The organism is Thalassolituus sp. UBA675 (assembly GCF_002297765.1).
Classification (GTDB): Bacteria; Pseudomonadota; Gammaproteobacteria; order Pseudomonadales; family Oceanobacteraceae; genus Thalassolituus.
This window is the reverse complement of the sequence record NZ_DBNJ01000026.1, coordinates 171,666-190,318: the sequence shown is the minus strand read 5'-3', so window position 1 is coordinate 190,318 and position 18,653 is coordinate 171,666. Positions and strand designations below refer to the sequence as shown.

Sequence of the window (18,653 nt, the reverse complement as noted above, 5' to 3'; positions counted from 1 at the left end):
AATGGGGATTCCTGAGGCATTTTACAGCAGTGCTCCGGCGATCAACGTCGACGGAGAAAACCGTGAAGACCTGAGCGATGCAATTGGCAGCATGGTGGTTAATCTGGGTCTTAGCGGATGTGCACATGCGGAATTACAGGTGAACAACTGGGGACTCAGCAAAGACGCCCAGGAACCGGACTTTCTGTTCAGCGATATCCTGCCCGGAGCAGCGATTGAAATTCATATCGGCCAGCCCGAGCCCGAACTCATTTTCAGTGGCGAAATTACCGCAGTTGAAGAGGAATATGGCCAGGGTGCTCCTCAACTGACGCTATTACTGCAGGATAAACTCCATCACCTCGCTCGTCATCGCCGCAGCCAGGCTTGGGAAGATCAGTCTCCTGACGACATACTTCAAACCATTGCCAGTGACGCCGGCCTACAAAGTGATATTCAGGTATCTGCTATTACCGATACCTGGCATCAGATCAATGAGAGTGATCTCGCCTTTGTCCTGCGACTCTGTCAGCGCTTCGATATCTCTCCGCGCCTGGACGGATCAAGTTTGCGGGCCCGGCCTGAAGCGGAAGACAACTCGCCTGTTGCGTTAGATGTTCAGGACAATATTTTACAACTGCGCCTGCTGGCCGACCTTAATCATCAGATTACTCAATCGCGTACTCAGGGTTACAACCTCGCCACGGCTGAGGAAGTAAATTTCGACGGCGACAGTATGACACCAGCCCCGGGCGAGACCTCGGCTGCTGAAAGCCTCAACCAATTATCCTGGGATGGCGAAGAGATTCTGCCTCACCCATTTGCCCGGTCTCAGGCCGAAGCAGAAGCTTACGCTAAAGCTCATTTTCAACGTCAGGCAAAGCGGTTTATATCCGGTGATATTGCATGTCAGGGCATTCCAGAACTGACCTCAGGCCGCGAGATCGAGCTGAGCGGTGTGTCCTCAAGGCTGCTTGGTAAATATCAGGTTATTCACTGCACGCACAGGTTTGATAGACGTTCTGGATTTGAAACACATCTGAAAGTAAATAAAGCCGACTGGAGTACGCAATGAATACGCACTCCACCGGACAATTACAGGCATTACAGATAGCACAGGTCATTGATAACCAGGACCCGGACAGACGCGGGCGCGTCAAAGTCAGAATGCAGGCCAGCTCGCTCGAACTCTGGGCCAGTGTTGTCGTGCCTTCAGCAGGTCAGGATTACGGTACCAGCTTCTTACCGCGTCTCGATGAAATCGTGGTCGTCAGTTTCATCAGCCACGACGTGCCCATGGTGCTCGGGAGTGTCTGGCAAGGCGCAGAAAGTCAGCCCGAAGAAGCCACTCCCGTCGAAGAAAAATACGCAGTTAAAACACCATCAGGAACGGTATTTGAATTCAGCGATGAAGAGCCTAAAGCATCCCTGACAACTCGCTCAGGATACAACATCACCATTGATGAAAGCAGTGGTGGCGAAATTCGTATCGAAAGAGGCACACAAACCGTAACGTTGAGCACATCGAGTATCGATATCGACAGCTCAGGGCCGGTGAATATCAACGCCGCTACCGTAAACGTCAGTGCGTCCATGGTTCAGGTCGACGCTGGTATGTCTAAATTCAGTGGCGTCGTGCAGTGCGACACCATCATTGCCACCTCCGTAGTAGGGACGACCTACACGCCGGGTGCCGGAAATATCTGGTAAAGGGGCATAGATAATGATGAATAAACGACACTCTCTGCACGATGTAAAACTCCAGCCCGCCTTCTTCGAGGATGGCCAGCAAGCGACATTATTACGCTACCTTGACCCTGATTTTATTAATCGTTTTCAGCAGGATATTCAGCAACAGCGGTTTAATGCCGTTCAGTTCGGCCGCTGGTTAGAGGAAGAACGCCACAGTCACCACGATAGACACCCCGTGCTCAGACTACCGACCCACCGTGCCTTTCATATTGTCTGCTGCGAGGTTGTCTGTCACCGACCAGGAATGCCAGCACTGGACCCACAGAAAATCAGCTCGGCGGGCTTTGTAATCCGCAAAGAAAAACCAACGGGACAGCAGGCCTGGATCATAGAAGAAGGGGAAGCCGTGGGATGGCAAAGCCGCCAACGCCCCATAGCTGACCCGGATATCAACCGCCGGCTATGCCCTAACGGCCTACTGCAAAAACGGACTTCATCACCTGTGTTCAGTGGTGAAGAAGTACACCCACTTCATCCTGTTAAAGTCAAAGACAGCAAGGGAAAGTGCCGCACCCTGCTCTTTGGATATGTACCGCTGGGTGGCTTCTATTACGAAAGAAACGTTCAGTTTGATACCAGTGATGTTCAGGAAATTAATAACCTTGCTGTTGCAAATCTGCCCTGGCCATTTGGCTATTCAAATGGGGCGAACCAGACATGGAATCCTGAACAGGACCGCATTCACCTTGACCGTGGTCGGCCAACCGCGGCCTTTGCAGAACTCTTAATGCAGTTGATCCATCGCTATCACCTCGGAGAGGAAGACAGAGCGGATAACCAACAACTCGAAACCCTGTGTGATCAAATCTATTTCTATGATCCTGATGCCTGGAGACGTATTCCGATTTACCTACCGAAAATGCAGAAAATGCGCACAGGTATTCATAACCCATTCGACTTCTCTCACGCAGAGTTTATTCCCGTTTACCGCACCACCAGCCTGATTGACTACCTGCGCCTGTGCTTTGCCGATAAAGAAAATAATCCCCTGGTACGCTGGGCCGCTCAGGTCAGCGATATGGCTGATGCAGTGGGTGGCATGAATCGCCTTGGCAATATTCCTAAATTGCCACTTCATAACGGCCAGGGAAGCCTTAGCGATTCATTGGCATTTACCGAGAGTCAGGCGGAATCAATGCGTTCTTCACTCGGTCAACGCCTGCGTGATCTGACTCTGGCAACCTCACTCGAAATTCCACTGCCGAAATTTGCTCAGGGACCTGACGATTTATTCCGGATTATTCCCTTCGTCAGATCCGTCAATGACGAGCGGCACGAGCAGATTACCTGGGCTGACCAGAACTCTCAGTCAACGACCTTCCGTGTCGCTGCCACGTTTGACCCGGAGGCGAGTCGCCCTTCATTGATTCCAATGCCCTCAATGCGCGATTTAAAACGTGGTCTGGCCAAAGGCGCAAGCATCCTGACACCGGGAGACACCTTCTCTCTGGTCAACTCGCTTAAATTCAAAAAAGGCATCAGCGAAGACACAGTCAGTGGCAATTTTGATCTCGGAGCAGGCATTCAATGGATATGCTCTTTCAGCCTGCCTGTTATCACCATCGTAGCCATGATCCTGTTAATGATCATGGTGTCGCTGCTAAATATTATTTTCTTCTGGATGCCGTGGGTAAAAGTCTGCCTGCCCTTCCCGAAAATGCCAAAAGGATCTGATGGATGACGCTGCGTACACCGGTACCTAAAGTAATCAGCTGGCCTCTGGGTTCAATTAACAGTGATGGCAGCCTGAGCTGGTCGGAAGACGACAACAGTATTCGCGAGAATATGCTCAATATTCTACTAACCCGCCCCGGCGAACGTATTCAACGTCCGGAGTTTGGCGCTGGGCTGCTCAAGTTTATTCATCAGCCTAACAATGAAACGACCCGCAACCTGATTGCTGGCGTCGTAAAAAAATCACTGTCCGTGTGGGAGACACGCGTACAGGTAGACGGCGTCGATGTCACGACAGCAAAAGACAACCTGGCCGAAGTGCACATCAATATTCGTTACCGTCTACGACATAACCAGACCCCAGCGTCGCTGGGGTTACGCCTGAACCTGGGCGTGTAAGGAGGATTTACGGCTATGCCATTACCTGTTCCAAATCTGGACGATCGCCGCTTTGATGATCTGGTTGCTGAGGCCAGAACACGCCTTGCCGGTCACTTGCCGGAGCTTACCCAAATTGCACCGGGAGATCCGGTACATGCGTTTATTGATCTGTTTGCCTGGCTTACCGAAACCATTATCTATCGCGCCAACCTTATTCCTGAACGCCAGCGCAAAGTCTTTTTAAACCTCCTCCAGATTCCTGTTCGCCCGGCGGTACCTGCGACTGGCTTTGTAGCGATTGATGCCAGCCCTAACAGTCTGACGTTACAGGATTATCTTCCGGCGGGGAGTCAGCTACGTGCGGGGAAAGTCACGTTATCGACGTCCAACGAGGTGCAGCCTACCTGCCTGAGTCTGAGTGTATTGATTAAAGAATTGCTCAGCCCCGGCGACCTCGAAGCCATGGGAATGACACTCCAGGACCTGCACGAGCAGTACGGATTACGTGCAGGCGAGATGCCTAAACCGTTTCGCGCCCGCCAGTTTTCGCTGGGGCAGGAAACCCTGAGTATTGGTAATACACTGGATAAGAGTTTCTACCTGGCTTGTATTGCACCGAAACCCTTATCAGATCAGATGACCGCACTGCGCTCGTCTTTTTCAGGACTGCGGCTTAATGTTGGAATAGCCCCTGCAGATTCGCTTCAGGAAGAAGACTTTATCGTCGACAGTGAAAGTACCCTGTATCCGCGTCATCTGGTCTGGGAGCTGATGTCTGAAACGCCAGACGGAAAAACCCGTTTTCTCCCTCTGGATGTTATCCGTGACTCCTCCATGGGCGGGCGTAAAACCGGTGTTGTTACACTCAGGTTACCGGCGAATCCGGATTTATTCAGTGGTTTTGCTAATGCAGACCCGATGTTTAACGGTACGAGCAGTTTGCCCCCGGCTCCTGAGGACGATGAGGCCGCAGAGCGAGTGGCCTTCTGGGTCCGCCTTCGCTCTCCTGATGAACCCGACCTGAAGCTTGCTTACCTCACCATTAATGCGGTCGATGTCGTCGCTCAGGGGCAACGTAATGATCTACTGATCGGCACAGGCACAGGATTGCCTGAGCAGGTGCTTCAACTTCCAGATACAGATATTGATGCTGCATCTCTGGAGCTTCAGGTCGAAGAAAATGGTGTCTGGTCGACCTGGCGTGGTATGGATTTCACGTCAGGTCAAGGTGAGGATGCCCGGGTTTATCGCCTCGATGCAGCATCGGGTCTTGTCTATTTTGGCGATGGTCTGGATTCTGGTTTCCGCCCCCCCAAAGGTGCTCGCGTACGCGTCGCATCCTATCGTTCGGGAGGAGGAGAATCAGGTAATCTCCCTGCGGGGAAAATTAAAGAGATCGTTGATGGCAGCTCCCGTTTACGGGTGCGTCACGAGTGGCCATTGAGCGGCGGTCGCGATGCCGAGTCACTCGCTCAGGCCGAGAGCCGTATCCCCCAGTTCCTCACTCACCGCAACCGCGCTGTTACCGCGACCGACTTTCAGGCGCTCTGCCTGAACAACCCAGTCAGCCCGGTTGCCCGTGCCGAAGTAAAAGAAGGCTTTTTACCCGGCGCAACGCTCGCCGCAGCGCAACGCGACGTTCCCGGAGCCATCAGTATATTTGTACTGCCGCCGACAGAGGTCAGCATTAATAACTGGCCTCGCCCTACCAGAGGACTGTTGAAAGACGTTTTTAATTATCTGATTAACCGCTGCATGGTGGGCACCGAGCTGTACGTACTCAGCCCGCAATTTGTACCTATGGCGGTCAGTATTCTGGTCACAGTCCGGGACCCATCCACCGAACGCGAAACATTAAATGCAGTAGCCGAAACCGTCACTCAATATCTGTCGCCTCTCGCTCCGGGTGGAAGTAAAGGTACCGGCTGGCCTGTCGGCGCGACAGTCCGCGCGAATGAATTAATGACTCAGGCAGCACGTATTCCCGGCGTTTTGTCGGTTAATGCAATTTCATTATTTGCGCAGGGCACTAATGACGAAGGAAAACCAGCTTGGCGCAGACTAACGGCAAATGAGAGCCTGATGCTCGATGATTTCCAACTTCCTGAACTTGCTGGTATTTACGTGGGCGCCAGTGGTTCTGCTGGTGACGGATCACCGGGCTCGCCGAATGGACACGGCAGTAATGCCAACCATCTGTTACCGCCATTCCCTCAAGGAATTCGCGACGGTCTTACTGGCGATGATCAGGGCGACTACGAAATTGCGATACCTGTTGTTCCGGATGTGTGCTGATGGACGCGAACAATACTCCCTACTTTTTACTCCGTACCGAAGATGAACTGCGGCAAGGCTCCAGCAGAATGGAGTGGCACCCGGGTCAACAGGCGTTAATGCTACGGCAGAAACAATCGTTGCGGCTTCCGGATACTCAGGCAGATGCTCTGACGCAATGGCAGAACGCTGCACCCATGGCAGTTGATCAGCACTATCAGGTCGCGCTGCTCAACAACGACGGCGATACTGTGATCTGCAACGGAGGACGCGGTTGGGAGACACTGGATCACGACACGGGAACAAGTTTCTCATGTCCCGAGGGCTGCCAGTTTACCGATATGACGCTGAATTCCAGCGGTCGCATGGCGCTGCCTTACACAGATAAAAATGAACTGCATGGACTGACTGTATTTCATCTGGGCAAGCGTTGGTTAACTAGCTGCACTCTGCCCGAAGAACCCGTACGAAGCCAGGTAGATAACGAAGAACGTATATGGGTGGTGTCTGCGACCAGTCTGATGTTCTGCGATGGGCAACCTTTGCCCGCACCCTACGCGCCTGATTCGTCGCGCTTCGAACCCGAAGTAATTAACCCTGCACCACTGACGTGCCACTGGCAACAGCAGCTACCGGTAGGCTGGTCGCCATTAGGCTTATGCTGCGACGAGCAATACCTTTACGTGTTAGTGCACAACGGCGCTGGGAGCCAGCAAATACTTGCTCGTTCGTTGACCGATAACCCAGCCTCTCCTTTGCATACCTACTCTGTCGACGGGGATTGTCCGTTTGCTATTGATATTGGTCTGGCTGGCCAGGGTCGCCTCGCTTTACTGGCTCCGAGACAAAGTGATGATCCTGGCTTCGTTCAGCGGGACTGTCCGGTCGTTCGCCTTGAGGCATCCGGTGATGATGGGCCAGGGTCTGCCCGGCTGATTTACGAACGCTACCCCATGGTCAACCTCGCGGTTCCTCGTTTTGCCAGTAGCGCAGACGGTCAGCTTCGCTATCAAGCGCCCGAAGATGACGATTATCCGGGGTTCTCACCAAGACCGCGTGAATTGCATGTACTGCGCCAGCCACGCTATGAAGACAGCGCCTCAGCATTGCTCCGGGAAGTTCTGGACTCGGGCACGCCCGGTACTGTCTGGCACAGGGTATATATTGATGCCTGTATCCCTGCTGGCTGCAGTGTAGAAATTGGTGCACGGGTATTCGATGATGAGGACGCCCGTAGCCAGGCTGATATTCATATGCAGCCTGTTCCAGTATGGAACCCTCTGCCTTCAGAGCATCCTTTTCAGAAGGCATTATCTGGTTATGAAAAAGATCGACGCGGACTGTTCGAAGTTCTCCTGCAACGCCCGGAGGGGCGGGTCAGAAACCTCGAAGGACGCTATCTGCAGCTGCAGTTGCATCTGACTGGCAGTGGCCGGAGGACCCCAGAGATTCATGCCATCCGCGTTTATTCTCCGCGGTTTTCTTATCAGGAAGCGTACCTCCCCGAGCTGTTTCGTCAGGAAGAAAGCCCGACGCCCGAAAATTCAATCGGCCCTGCTAACGGTGCCGATGTCAGGGAGCGTCTGCTGGCGAGCTTCGAGAGTATTCTCACCCCCCTGGAGGGCCGGGTCGCGGCAGCAGACCAGCTCCTTCACCCGATGGCGGCGCCTACCGGAAATCTGAACTGGCTGGCACAGAGTGTAGGAGAGGCAATTCCGTCTCACTGGCCAGAGCGACGCCGTCGCCGCTGGTTGGAAAACGCAACCCTGATACAACAGCGCAAAGGCACCCTGCCCGCATTGAATCTTGCGCTGGATATCGTCACAGATGGCGGCGTTCAGAATGGTAGCGTGGTCGTGACTGAGAATTTCCGCCTGCGCAGAACCATGGCCACCATTCTCGGGGTACACATGGATGATTCAGATCACCCGCTTACGCTTGGTACCGGAATCAGTGGGAACAGCATTGTGGGTGACAGCCTGATTCTTTCTGAAATGGGCGCCAAAGAATTCCTTGCGCTGTTCGCACCAGAAATAGCAACAGAAGATGAGCGTCAGGCCGTGACTGAGTTCTTCGAGAAATACGCGCACAGAGTAAGCATCCTGTTGCACGGCGATGCCCGTAAGCAACGTCAGGAAATTGAATCCATGCTGGAAGCGCAACTACCCGCGCACCTTCAATGGCGAATTATCGAAACAGAACAACCCTTTATTTTAGGGACATCACCTCTTCTCAGTATCGATACCTGGCTTGAGCAACGCCCGGGTTATGAGCAAGTGAAGATTAATAAAACCCATATTGGTCGTACCGATCTGCTGATGAACCCATTGGCATTTTCACCCAGCGACATCAATCAACGCCTGAGTTGATAACACAAAATTAAAGGCAGAGTTAAAAGGAGGCCTTATGTCTGAGATGGATGATCTACCGACGCTAGAACAGGACGACCAACTGGCTGAGCCCCTGCGTCGGGTGTCTTACGAAGCAGGCATGATGCTTGGGCTTGAAGCAACCCGTGACGAGCAGGCCTATCATCGCCGTAGGCTGACACGTCACCAGTACTGGCTACAGGGCTTCGGTACCCTTGCAGGTCTGAACGTCACTATGACGCCAGAGACTCACCCGGATGCCAACGACGACGTCAGTGTGCGTCTGCATGTAAGCCCCGGTGTCGCCATCGATGGGCTTGGCCGCGAAGTCATGCTGCACGAAGCTTACTGCATAGATCTGAAACAATGGGTTGAAGCTCAATCGGAAGCGCACCTGCTCGAAGGCTATGACGGCGGGCCAGAAGTATTGTGGCTTAAAGTCTGCATCCGTCACAAAGACTGCGCAATTGCCCGCCAGCCGGTATTAGCCCGGAAACTCAATCTGAGTACAGACGCCGTTCAACCAGCTCGTACTGCCGACAGTGTTCAGCTGGAACTCATCCCCGAAAGACTACCACCCGAGGATGACCGTTATCACCCGTGGTCCAGTCACGAACCCGTCAGTGATGCCATGCCGCCATTAAGCAGTATTGAAACGCAGACTCTGCAGGCTGCAACAGCCACCAGCCCCGAAGCTGAGGCTCAGCTGAAGATGCACGCCCGATTGCTTCATGCGCTCGATGGAAGTGGACTCAGCACAACGAACCTCGCTGATGAATTAGATGCTGGCGCAAGACTGTTGCTTGCCCGGATCCGGATTGAAACCAGCCAACCCGGAGACCCGATTATCAACCCGATGCGAATCCAGATTAATAATCTTGTGCGTCCGTTTTTAACAACGCCCAGCCAACTCGCCTGGCTGAATCGCCAATCACAGAATAACAACTAACGGACTCACAGAGCGCAAGGAGACACCATGACTGAGATACTCTTCCAACCACTGGGTAATCCGTTGGCCGCCAGTCGCCCGATGGAAAAAATTGCTGACATAGATTCGCGTCTGACACGAACGCATTACTTCGATGGACGCCTGCTGACGGCTGAAGATCTTGAGCGCGATCAGATATACCTGGATGAACGTCTCCGCGAGGCCGGTAAGGTGCTTGGTGAAGGTGTTGCCTCGGGCCTCGAACTCAGCTTCGACCGCTACTCCGGTCTGCTTACTCTGGAAGCCGGTTATGGAGTGACCCGACACGGGCGGATTCTTCAGCTTGATGAACAACTAACCGTCAACGTCACAGACTCCGCTCTGATATCTCAGCTGAATAAAGGCAAGTACCGCCGCTTTAACCGCGGGCTGTACGCCGTGGTTCTCAATTACGTCGAAGTCGCGACGGATCTTGCGGAAGTTTTCCCTACCGATCTTGCGAGTAAACGCGGCGCCGAATATGCCTCAGTGACTGAAGCGGTTCAGCTTGGACTTGTTCCGCTTCCGGTACCACTTGCACAACAGAGTGAACTTCATACCCGGGCCAGTCTTATCCGAGCGCTTCAGGATAATAAGCTAGTGGCAGATATGATTCCTGGTGATAGTTTGCCATTAGGTATTTTAGCGGTGCGCGACGACACACCGCTGTGGCTCGACTCTGAATTATTGCGCCACCCGAATCGCCGCGATGACAGCGCTTTTTCGATGAAACAAGACCTGTACCGGCAACACGAAAATCTGTTCTATGACGTGCTGGAGCACCGCGAGTCTGGCGGCTTGCCATTGGAGTTCTCTGCAACTGACTACTTCAGCCTGATGCCCGCAGCCGGCTCGATGCCAAAAGCCTGCATTGATCCTGAACGCGCTGTTCAAAGTTACTTTCCGGATAATTATCAGATTCATATTGCCCCGGTCAGAATGGCCGAGGTCGATCTGCTTCTGCAGGAATCATTGCCACTTCCCGCAGTCGATCTGACCTCAAGTGAAGTGGTCGATATTATGATTCTGGTACCACTCAGCAATCAGAACTACGGACGCTATGCGTCTCAGCTTGAGCGTGACCCCAATATCGTCGAGCGCAAGCTAAGAGCCTTTGATCCATTGCGTCTGACTATTTACCCACGACCAGCGCCACACCAGCTGGATACCGATGAAGCCGTATGGCGCTCTATTTTTGATGCGACTGAAGAAGACACCCTGCTTTATGTTCGACGTCCGTTACGTGCTGCCGAAACCCAGGTAAGCGGTATTGTTTTAGCGAACGGGTTTGATTTCCCACCAGTCAAGAAACCGACAAGCAGCAATACCACGGTCAGCACGTCAGATAATAACATTCTCACCATTGCCAACTCACCAACCGATCGGGGTGGCGTTATTGTTGATGAAGACGACGTTATAAAACGCTTCCTGAGCCTGCGTGCCATTGGTGAACTACGCATGCCAAGAACTGAGGTCGAGAAAAAGGCCTTCACCTGGGTAGAAGAAAAACCGGGGCAGGAAGCGCAAGCATTACAGCAAATACTGTTTCTGTTGTTAAGAATCAGCCCTTGGTATGACCCGGTACTGTGGCGCACGATCAGAGCACTCTTTCAGAAAAACCTGATTGAAAAAGCGCAGGAAATTCTGTCCGACAATGAAACGGGTCACCCGGTGATGACGGCAAAATTACTCGTTAAGCTCATGGCCAGTCAGGGCGTCAGTAAAACTCTACTCAAACAGTGGGAAGAGTTAGCCATGAAACTGGAAAAAGCGTAAGGAGACGATCATGACGACTATCCTGCTGCACCGTCCCGTTGCAAGCCACCCAGACCTTGAACGACTGCATCTGTTCGCGGGACGACATCTGGGAGAAGACGAGTTCGACCAACGACAGAACTATGCTGAAGCTCGTCTTGCACCCATATTAAAACAGCAGTTGCCGGGTGTAGTTTCAGGCTTGCATGTGCGATCCCGAGGTGAGCGTGGGCCAGTGGATGATATCCAGCTGGCAGTCAGTCCAGGCAGTGCTATCACTCCCAAGGGTGCAGCCCTCACACTGGAATCCCCTCTCTACTGTACCTGGCAAGATTTAGTCGAAGAGTATCGCGACCGCAAACAAGTGAGTGATGCCAGCGGTGTTTTCTATCTGACCTTACACCAGAGTCAATTACATATTGACCCACCCAACGTCGACCCATGCCAGCGCACAGCTTTCGACCCGACACGGGATACACGCCTGGTCACGCTCGCGTCGCTAAGGCTGCGCCGCTTAGATATCGATAGTCAAAAGATAAAAACAGAACACCCTCATCGGCTACAGAATACGATCTGTGCTGATCGCGTCGACCTTGATTTTGCACGTCAGTTTCCGAATTCTGTTCCGCTCGCACTCGTTGCTATTAATGATCAGAATAAAACCACCCTACTTTGGGTGTCAGAAGAGGCCGGGCGTTACGAATCAAATAGTGCTTCGGGTTACCTGACGCTATTAAATCAGACACAGGCAGCATTGCGTCAGCTGGTCACTCTGCGCAATGAAGGCTCGAACCATCAATTAACTCTGAAGAAGTTTCTCGATAAGCACCTGCAGCTGGACTATTTACCAGCGTCGGGCCAGTTACCGCTTTCCTGGCTGGAGGACATAGCCAGCAAAAAACCGAAAATGCATGGTCTTCCTGCTTACCTGGGCGTCGACGTCATACCCGTCGCGGCAGATGGTATTGATGAATTAGTCTTCAGGCACCTTCCGCGTCGTGTGATTGACCTGACGCAACCAGCGGGAGATCGTATTCGCCTCTTATTAGCCATGAAGCGCTCAGTCTATAAGCCGGATCTACTGGATATTCCAGGCCTAGACAAACAGCTCGAGACAGACCTTTACCGCTACTGCCAGAAAGCCTACATGCGCTGGTACGACTGGAAAGAAGTATTCTACAGCCTGTACTACATCGCTCCGAAATCAGATTCGAAGTACGACAACGAATTGAGCGCAGAAGACGTTAAAAGTCTTAATCTTCCTGAGCCCGCGAAATCACCTCTGCTCCCTGATGCATTGTTCAACCGCCTGATCGCTGCGGCTATGAATCGCTTTGCGTTGGTAGATTCCGAAAACGCCCCTTACCCATACGACAGAACCGAGTTCGAAATTCCTGAATTTTTCGATAAGTGGGCGCCAGAGATTGATGAAGAACGTATGCCTCCGATACCTGAGCGCCCGGATAAGCACGGTCTTATTGGTCAGTACGCCATCACGGAAAAAGATCTCGATACCACCGAAGAGAAAATACGTGATGAGCGTAAAAAGCTGGAAGCGACACGGGATATTCTTCTTTTAAAACGTCAGCAATTGGACTCTCAAACCGTCGCGCTGGCGGCGCTGGCCGGTGGCGTAGCAGGCGACGGTAAAGGCATGCAGGTGGCTCGCTGGTTACCTTACGCCAGTCTGAATACGGATAAGCTGCCGACCGAAACAAGTAGTATTGCGACGTCAGTGGCGACCAGTTCGACGTCGTCCGTTAAGGTAGCGACAGAGTCAAAGAAGACAGCTGATACTCAGTATCGGGTTGCTGAGAGAGAGATGTTATCACTCGAAGAGCAGAAAAAACTCGAACTACTCGGTACCCGCAATTATCAATATACGGAAGCAATTAAAGGTACTACGTATACAAAAATAGAGCCCGATAAATATTCTGCGTTCGAACTGACGCTGAATAAAGACCGGATAGACCGGTTGCAGATTCCTACAGCATCCGTCAGCAAGCCTGCGTTTAACGCCAAAGAATTCAGCTTTGGTGTCATGGATCACATCAGCCCGGACATTAACGAGTACAAAAAAATCTACTCGGGGATGCGAGACCTCCTGACGACCGTTCTGGATATTTTCGAAGAACCCGATGCAACCGATCTACATACCAAGTTAACCGACCTGAGTACGGAGCTGATATCACCGTCGGATCTGGAGACTGAGATTACTTCTGAAACCGATAGAGAATATGCAGCCTTACCGACAGAGGGTAAGCCAACTAAAGCGCATTTCGGTAATCTGATCGCCAACCAGCGAAGATACGAAGCAATCTTTACCGCAGGCAAGATTCTCACTCGTTGGATCAGCGTGGTTGAAAATCAATATAACGGCAGCGAACAGGCGCTTCAGGCCCTGTTAAGAACTCAGAAAGAACTGATTGCGACGCAAGAAAAACGTAAGGCTGAAATTGTACGTACCCGCCAGACTCTTCGCCACCTCGACAGTATTGCCGATGAGGCACTCGGTGATTACACCGTTGCTCAGCAACTGATTAATGAAGACTGGCAGCGCGTATACGAAGAATATAGGGAGCGCGCGCACATCCTCACCACTCAGGTTGAAGGACTTTACTACGTTCGGGTACGGCAGGTTGAAATCAGCAGACCATTACCAGACCCATTGCCGTTACGCCGTGATAATGCTGAAGATCTTGTTCCCGGCTGTTCGGCTGACGACGATGCCGACCTTGCTGAGGCCCTTCTTCCCTTCTGGCAGGCAACACTGGAAATTCCTGCAGGACACTGGCGCGCAATATCGCCTTTCGCTGCACGTCTTAATACCCAACCGAATATCGACTATCTCGCACAGCTAAGACAGGTACGGATGACTAAGGCGTACCCTGAGTTGCCGGTTCTGAAAGCAAAAGCCGCAACCGCTTATGCGAATGCCGCCATGCGGTCTATTGAGGACAGCCCCGCCTTCGTCGAGCTGGCAGCGAATAGCAAGAAAAGAGTTCAACGTTGGGCGTCACTTCCACTTCCGATGACTGATTTTATTCCAGCCCATAAAGTAGCTGAAGTACTTTCGCTGGAAGATCTCAATAACCACAGTCATCGGATACTCAGGAGAGCGAGCCGCACGCTCCAGGAAAAGCTGGAGCAGTGCCAGCTTTGCCTTCAGAAAGTACTTGGGTCACTGCCGGGGTCAATCCGGCTACGCTGGGGACAACTCGCAGAGGACAACCGCTTACCCGTTGAAGCGATCAGTCGCTGGCCCGGGCTTAAAAAAGCAGAGGAACTCGACTTCAACACTACCCGCACATTAGCAGAACTGATTGAGTGGTGGTTTAAGCAACTCGGCGAAAATGCAGACAGTGACAGTCGTCAGGCCATGCGGGACATGGTTCGTGCGGCAGTCATCTATGCCTCACTCGGTAACCCACAGGAAATAGTGAAAGGCAGTATCTTCAGCCCACCACGCCGTATCGCTTACGGCGAGCGCTTCAGCGTCAGCCTTAACCAGATTGTGCGCATAGGTAAGACGCTGCAATTACTCAATAGAGAACAGGAAGTTGCGGCTGAACTGACCATTGAAGAGCACGATGAATCCAGTACCCGAGTAAAAATTACCAAGGTTCTGCGGGAAGACATCGACTTTGAAGACAACATCACCGTCATTGGCCGGGTTCGCTGAGCATGATGTTTGATTATCAGGGAGCAGAGACGACTCGCATACGGGCTTTGACTATTAAAGCCCCGGAAGCTTTGCATTCGAAGATCGAAAGGGACGTAACCACAGCTGACTGGCCGTCTACGGATGATGAGAGGATCATATTCATCAGGAAGATTACCGCTACGGGATCAGCCGACGAGATCGCTCATTCTCTTCGTGAAGAAACACTTCGTCAGATCCGTGAGCAACCTGGCGATAATGTGCGTATTTTTCCCAATACTCATCAAATGCTTGCTCAGTTACTGATGGATGCCGCAAAAGGCGAGCTGGGTCATCACTGGTATTGGCGAAAATGGAATGAAACCGTGCTTCGCTCTGCGCATAGTCCTGTGATGAGCATATTATCAGAGCATATTCCGACCATAAGCTCTGCACTGACATTTCTGGCAAAACAAAACAAAGCTGCGGTAATCATGGAAGCGTTGTCAGAAAGAGAAGCTGGCGAACTACTCATTCTGTTGAGCTCTCACTCGGGATACCCTCTGAATGCAAGTTACTTAAATAGCCTTACAGCAACGGGGCGTGGCAGTCATGCTATCAGGAACACGCCAGAAGAAGACAACCCTCGGCTGGACGAAGAATCAAATGATCCAGCATCCGCATTTCCGAATCGAATATCTGATACAGACTCGGATGATTTTACCTTCGATAAGGGATACTCATTAAATCAAATCCCCGAACATCACTTTCGTATCTGGCAAACGGCATTGGCCAATACCGTATCACGAGCACACCTGGCGCTTGCCGCCTTTTTGATTTCTCAGGAACACCTACCTCTTCCACTACATAATCGAACAGAAGAGGTGTTATCTGTGGTCGCAGAAAAACTCAATAGATCTGTTTTTGATACGGGTATATCGGTTGAACGACCTGAAAATCAGGAGTATACGAACAAGAGCTATCAACCGCAGTCAGACTTTTCGGGAGAGCACGAAAATAAATACCGACAGCCAGTAGTAGATTCAGAAAAATCGACCATGACTACAGACCATGGCTCGGATAAATCCGCCGACAAAGACACGACGATCGCCGACGAGTCCATATCACTACATATCTCTTCTGAGAGTGAATCATCAGGTAGAGAGTCATTAATAAGACAGGCAGTTCGTTCAGTAAAAGATGACACGGAAGTCACACCTGTTTCAGACCTTCTTAATAGCTTCAATAAAGATCAGGATGCCGATAGGAGCTTTGGTAGCCAATTCGGGGGAATACTCTACCTGCTTAACTTCTTAAATCGCCAACCAGTACAGGCAATCATCCGTAAACATTGGCGAAGTGTTCCTGGCGTTTGGACCTGGCTATCAGGCGCAGTAGAGACTTTCGACAACAACTCAGTACTAAAGAATGACCCTTTATATGACTACATAATTCACCGCACACATCCAGCGCGCACAAAGGCCGGTACACACCCTATCAACACAACTTGTTTAAGCCCAGAACTGATCTGTGAGCTACGGCAAGTTTCAGAGACTCTGTATCCACGCCATTTATGGAATACCGAATTGCTGTCTCTTTCGTCTGACATTGGTATTTCTCAGGACCGCATTGTCGTACGTGCTGATCTATCTGAGGCCAATATCAATGCCCGGCTACACGGCCTGGACATTAATCCTGGCTGGCTTCCATGGCTTGGATATGCCGTCCAGTTCCAATTCGAACATGGCTTTCGACCTACGCCTGTTAAGAGAGGGCAGCATGAATGATCTCGCTGTAATAAAGCCTCAGGCAGACTGTTTCAATCCGCTTCAACAATGGACTGAGGCTGGTCTGGTGTTCTATACAGAATCGCTAACCCAAGAAGCTACTGCTCCACTTCCTTCAGGCGTTCAATTTCAGACACTGACTCGTGATATTGAAGCGCAGTGGAAAAATCTTAACGGGCGAACTTCGCGTCTGATCCAAACCCTTAATTTATCTCCCGCCGAAGCCTTCGTTCTGTTTATTACCGGCATGATGGAGACGCAGCCCAGAATTGCCTTTGCCATCAATGAATTGCAACAGCCTTCCGAACAGGCCCGGCTGAGTGTACACCTGGTGCTTGATATGGTTCAGTTTCTGTTTCCGGATACGACAGACTGGGATGTTCTCGACCTCATCAACACACCTCTGTTTAATGAGTCCGTGGTCACCGTATCAGGTAATGGCCCACTCAGCCTCCAGGGATTGGCAATCTCTGTTCCACTCTGGTCGATCCTCAAGAGCAAGCACAATCGCTGGCAAGGCGTCCAGGAACTCGACTCTCATGAGCGGGAATTACTCCCAGCTGCAACGCGAAAAATATTGCCTGATTTGTGCAAGAAACTTACTTCGAGCGAGTTTCTGATTCTGCGCGGACAAGAGCACAGTGGCCGATCAATACTGGCAGCTGAACTGGGACTGCTCTCGGGTTACCGCGCCATACGGATTCCCTTCCAGAACTGGCAAGAGGAGCCGCAGCTGCGGCTCGCAGCAGCAGTCGCCGGCTGGCTTCCAGTCATCACACTGCCTGATGTACCGGGTGAAAACTACAAGCTTGTCAGTTCAGGATATCAAACGCCTGCCATCGTAATAACGGGCATGCACAGCTGTGTGATTGCAAACAGCTGCTACAACTACGCGTTACCTATGCCAGATTCGACACTGCGCCAAAAGCTTTGGAATAAACATGTTGAAGACCAGCGCTTAGCCGAAAAGCTGGCAGGCTCTGCTTTGCTCAGTGGCCCAATGATTAAAAACATCGGAGAGCAAATTACCCCACCTGAGGGCTCATCAGGGGTAAATCAGGAGCAACAAATTCGTACGTGGCGCTCTTTGAATATCGCCCCCGGGCTCACCCAGCTTGCGCAAGCCGTGACGAAGGATATTCCGAAAGAGGCAGTAATATTTCCAACACTGATCAATGAACATCTGGATGATCTTATTGCCCGCGCGCTTCAACGGGAATCTCTGTACTGGAAACTCGGAGATACTCTGACCGCCAACCAGAACCCTGGATTGCGCGCCCTCTTTGTGGGAGCCAGTGGAACGGGAAAAACCCTGGCAGCCAGTTATATTGCGAGCCAGATAGGTGCCCCACTGTTTCGTGTAGACCTTGGTTCTGTCATCAATAAATACATTGGGGAAAGTGAGAAAAACCTAGGTCGGCTGCTCGACTACGCCGCAGCTACCGATACCATACTACTATTCGATGAAGCTGAATCTGTATTTGGCAACCGTACTGATGCCCGCAGCAGCAATGAACGCTTTGCCAATAATCTCACTAACTACCTGCTTTCCCGCATAGAGACTCACCCTGGGGTTGTCATACTGACATCGAACCACAGGGACCGTATCGACCCGGCGTTCAACCGCCGCCTTGAAATCATTATCGATTTTCCACAGCCGGGCTTTAATGAGCGGCTGGCTCTGTGGGGCAGTCACATGGGGCAACGCAGCCCTGATGACGATTTCCTGAAAGCTCTGGCCAGCCATTGTGATTTGTCTGGTGGGCAGATTCGCAACGCCGTTCTCAGTGCCGCCGCGAACAGCCCGGATTCTGAAGTACTCAGTAAAACGGCGATCATCAAGGCGATATCCCGCGAATACCAGAAGCTAGGTAAGTCCTTGCCCGCGGCACTACAAAGTCATGGAGTGATGTAATGGAATCAAAGTCGCTCAGCAAGAAGGGAAACAAAGCTACTGAACTCGCAAATAAGAAACCTGCGAGAAAGAAAGCCAGTAAGCCCGAATACCTTAAAAAGAAGATCCAGAAAAAAATGGCTGTCAGCGACCCGGCAGACAGCCAGGAAAAAGAAGCTGA

At 51.7% G+C, this 18,653-nt stretch carries 11 protein-coding genes; all 11 read left to right on the top strand.

The window, feature by feature from the left end:
* The first annotated feature begins 1 nt into the window (after nucleotide 1).
* Genes B3007_RS11555 through B3007_RS11505 form a run of 11 tightly spaced genes read left to right on the top strand, consistent with a single transcriptional unit; the run spans nucleotide 2 to nucleotide 18,493 of the window.
* Nucleotides 2-1,054 (top strand): phage late control D family protein, encoded by a 1,053-nt coding sequence (locus B3007_RS11555; RefSeq protein WP_301377437.1) that lies wholly within the window; start codon nucleotides 2-4, stop codon nucleotides 1,052-1,054.
* Nucleotides 1,051-1,689, top strand: coding sequence for a phage baseplate assembly protein V (locus B3007_RS11550; RefSeq protein ID WP_301377439.1), 639 nt, complete (start codon nucleotides 1,051-1,053; stop codon nucleotides 1,687-1,689). The genes B3007_RS11555 and B3007_RS11550 overlap by 4 nt, the downstream gene beginning before the upstream one ends.
* 13 nt (nucleotides 1,690-1,702) lie before the next feature.
* A complete protein-coding gene (locus tag B3007_RS11545; protein WP_301377441.1) occupies nucleotides 1,703-3,412 on the top strand; it encodes a hypothetical protein in 1,710 nt (569 codons plus the stop codon).
* Entirely contained in the window at nucleotides 3,409-3,804 is a 396-nt protein-coding gene (locus B3007_RS11540; RefSeq protein ID WP_068438512.1) for a GPW/gp25 family protein, read from the top strand. The genes B3007_RS11545 and B3007_RS11540 overlap by 4 nt, the downstream gene beginning before the upstream one ends.
* 15 nt (nucleotides 3,805-3,819) lie before the next feature.
* Nucleotides 3,820-6,081: a putative baseplate assembly protein gene (locus B3007_RS11535; protein WP_301377443.1), complete on the top strand. Its 2,262-nt coding sequence runs from the start codon at nucleotides 3,820-3,822 to the stop codon at nucleotides 6,079-6,081.
* The gene (locus B3007_RS11530) at nucleotides 6,081-8,429 is read left to right on the top strand and encodes a phage tail protein (protein WP_301377444.1); all 2,349 of its coding nucleotides are present in this window, start codon (nucleotides 6,081-6,083) and stop codon (nucleotides 8,427-8,429) included. The genes B3007_RS11535 and B3007_RS11530 overlap by 1 nt, the downstream gene beginning before the upstream one ends.
* A gap of 37 nt (nucleotides 8,430-8,466) precedes the next feature.
* Nucleotides 8,467-9,378 (top strand): hypothetical protein, encoded by a 912-nt coding sequence (locus B3007_RS11525; RefSeq protein ID WP_068436191.1) that lies wholly within the window; start codon nucleotides 8,467-8,469, stop codon nucleotides 9,376-9,378.
* 27 nt (nucleotides 9,379-9,405) lie between these two features.
* Nucleotides 9,406-11,172 carry a hypothetical protein gene (locus B3007_RS11520; RefSeq protein ID WP_301377446.1) on the top strand — a complete coding sequence of 589 codons (1,767 nt, stop codon included), beginning with the start codon at nucleotides 9,406-9,408 and terminating at the stop codon, nucleotides 11,170-11,172.
* A 10-nt stretch (nucleotides 11,173-11,182) separates the two neighbouring features.
* Nucleotides 11,183-14,833, top strand: a complete 3,651-nt coding sequence (locus B3007_RS11515; protein WP_301377447.1) for a hypothetical protein — start codon at nucleotides 11,183-11,185, stop codon at nucleotides 14,831-14,833.
* A gap of 2 nt (nucleotides 14,834-14,835) precedes the next feature.
* Nucleotides 14,836-16,578, top strand: a complete 1,743-nt coding sequence (locus B3007_RS11510; protein WP_301377449.1) for a hypothetical protein — start codon at nucleotides 14,836-14,838, stop codon at nucleotides 16,576-16,578.
* A complete protein-coding gene (locus B3007_RS11505) occupies nucleotides 16,571-18,493 on the top strand; it encodes an ATP-binding protein (RefSeq protein WP_301377450.1) in 1,923 nt (640 codons plus the stop codon). Before B3007_RS11510 ends, B3007_RS11505 begins: the two co-directional genes overlap by 8 nt.
* Nucleotides 18,494-18,653: the final 160 nt, after the last annotated feature.

Excerpts from the sequence above, each read along its gene's own strand:
- B3007_RS11555 (WP_301377437.1), top strand. The coding sequence starts at position 2 with ATGGGGATTCCTGAGGCATTTTACAGCAGTGCTCCGGCGATCAACGTC.
- B3007_RS11550 (WP_301377439.1), top strand. The coding sequence starts at position 1,051 with ATGAATACGCACTCCACCGGACAATTACAGGCATTACAGATAGCACAG.
- B3007_RS11545 (WP_301377441.1), top strand. The coding sequence starts at position 1,703 with ATGATGAATAAACGACACTCTCTGCACGATGTAAAACTCCAGCCCGCC.
- B3007_RS11540 (WP_068438512.1), top strand. The coding sequence starts at position 3,409 with ATGACGCTGCGTACACCGGTACCTAAAGTAATCAGCTGGCCTCTGGGT.
- B3007_RS11535 (WP_301377443.1), top strand. The coding sequence starts at position 3,820 with ATGCCATTACCTGTTCCAAATCTGGACGATCGCCGCTTTGATGATCTG.
- B3007_RS11530 (WP_301377444.1), top strand. The coding sequence starts at position 6,081 with ATGGACGCGAACAATACTCCCTACTTTTTACTCCGTACCGAAGATGAA.
- B3007_RS11525 (WP_068436191.1), top strand. The coding sequence starts at position 8,467 with ATGTCTGAGATGGATGATCTACCGACGCTAGAACAGGACGACCAACTG.
- B3007_RS11520 (WP_301377446.1), top strand. The coding sequence starts at position 9,406 with ATGACTGAGATACTCTTCCAACCACTGGGTAATCCGTTGGCCGCCAGT.
- B3007_RS11515 (WP_301377447.1), top strand. The coding sequence starts at position 11,183 with ATGACGACTATCCTGCTGCACCGTCCCGTTGCAAGCCACCCAGACCTT.
- B3007_RS11510 (WP_301377449.1), top strand. The coding sequence starts at position 14,836 with ATGATGTTTGATTATCAGGGAGCAGAGACGACTCGCATACGGGCTTTG.
- B3007_RS11505 (WP_301377450.1), top strand. The coding sequence starts at position 16,571 with ATGAATGATCTCGCTGTAATAAAGCCTCAGGCAGACTGTTTCAATCCG.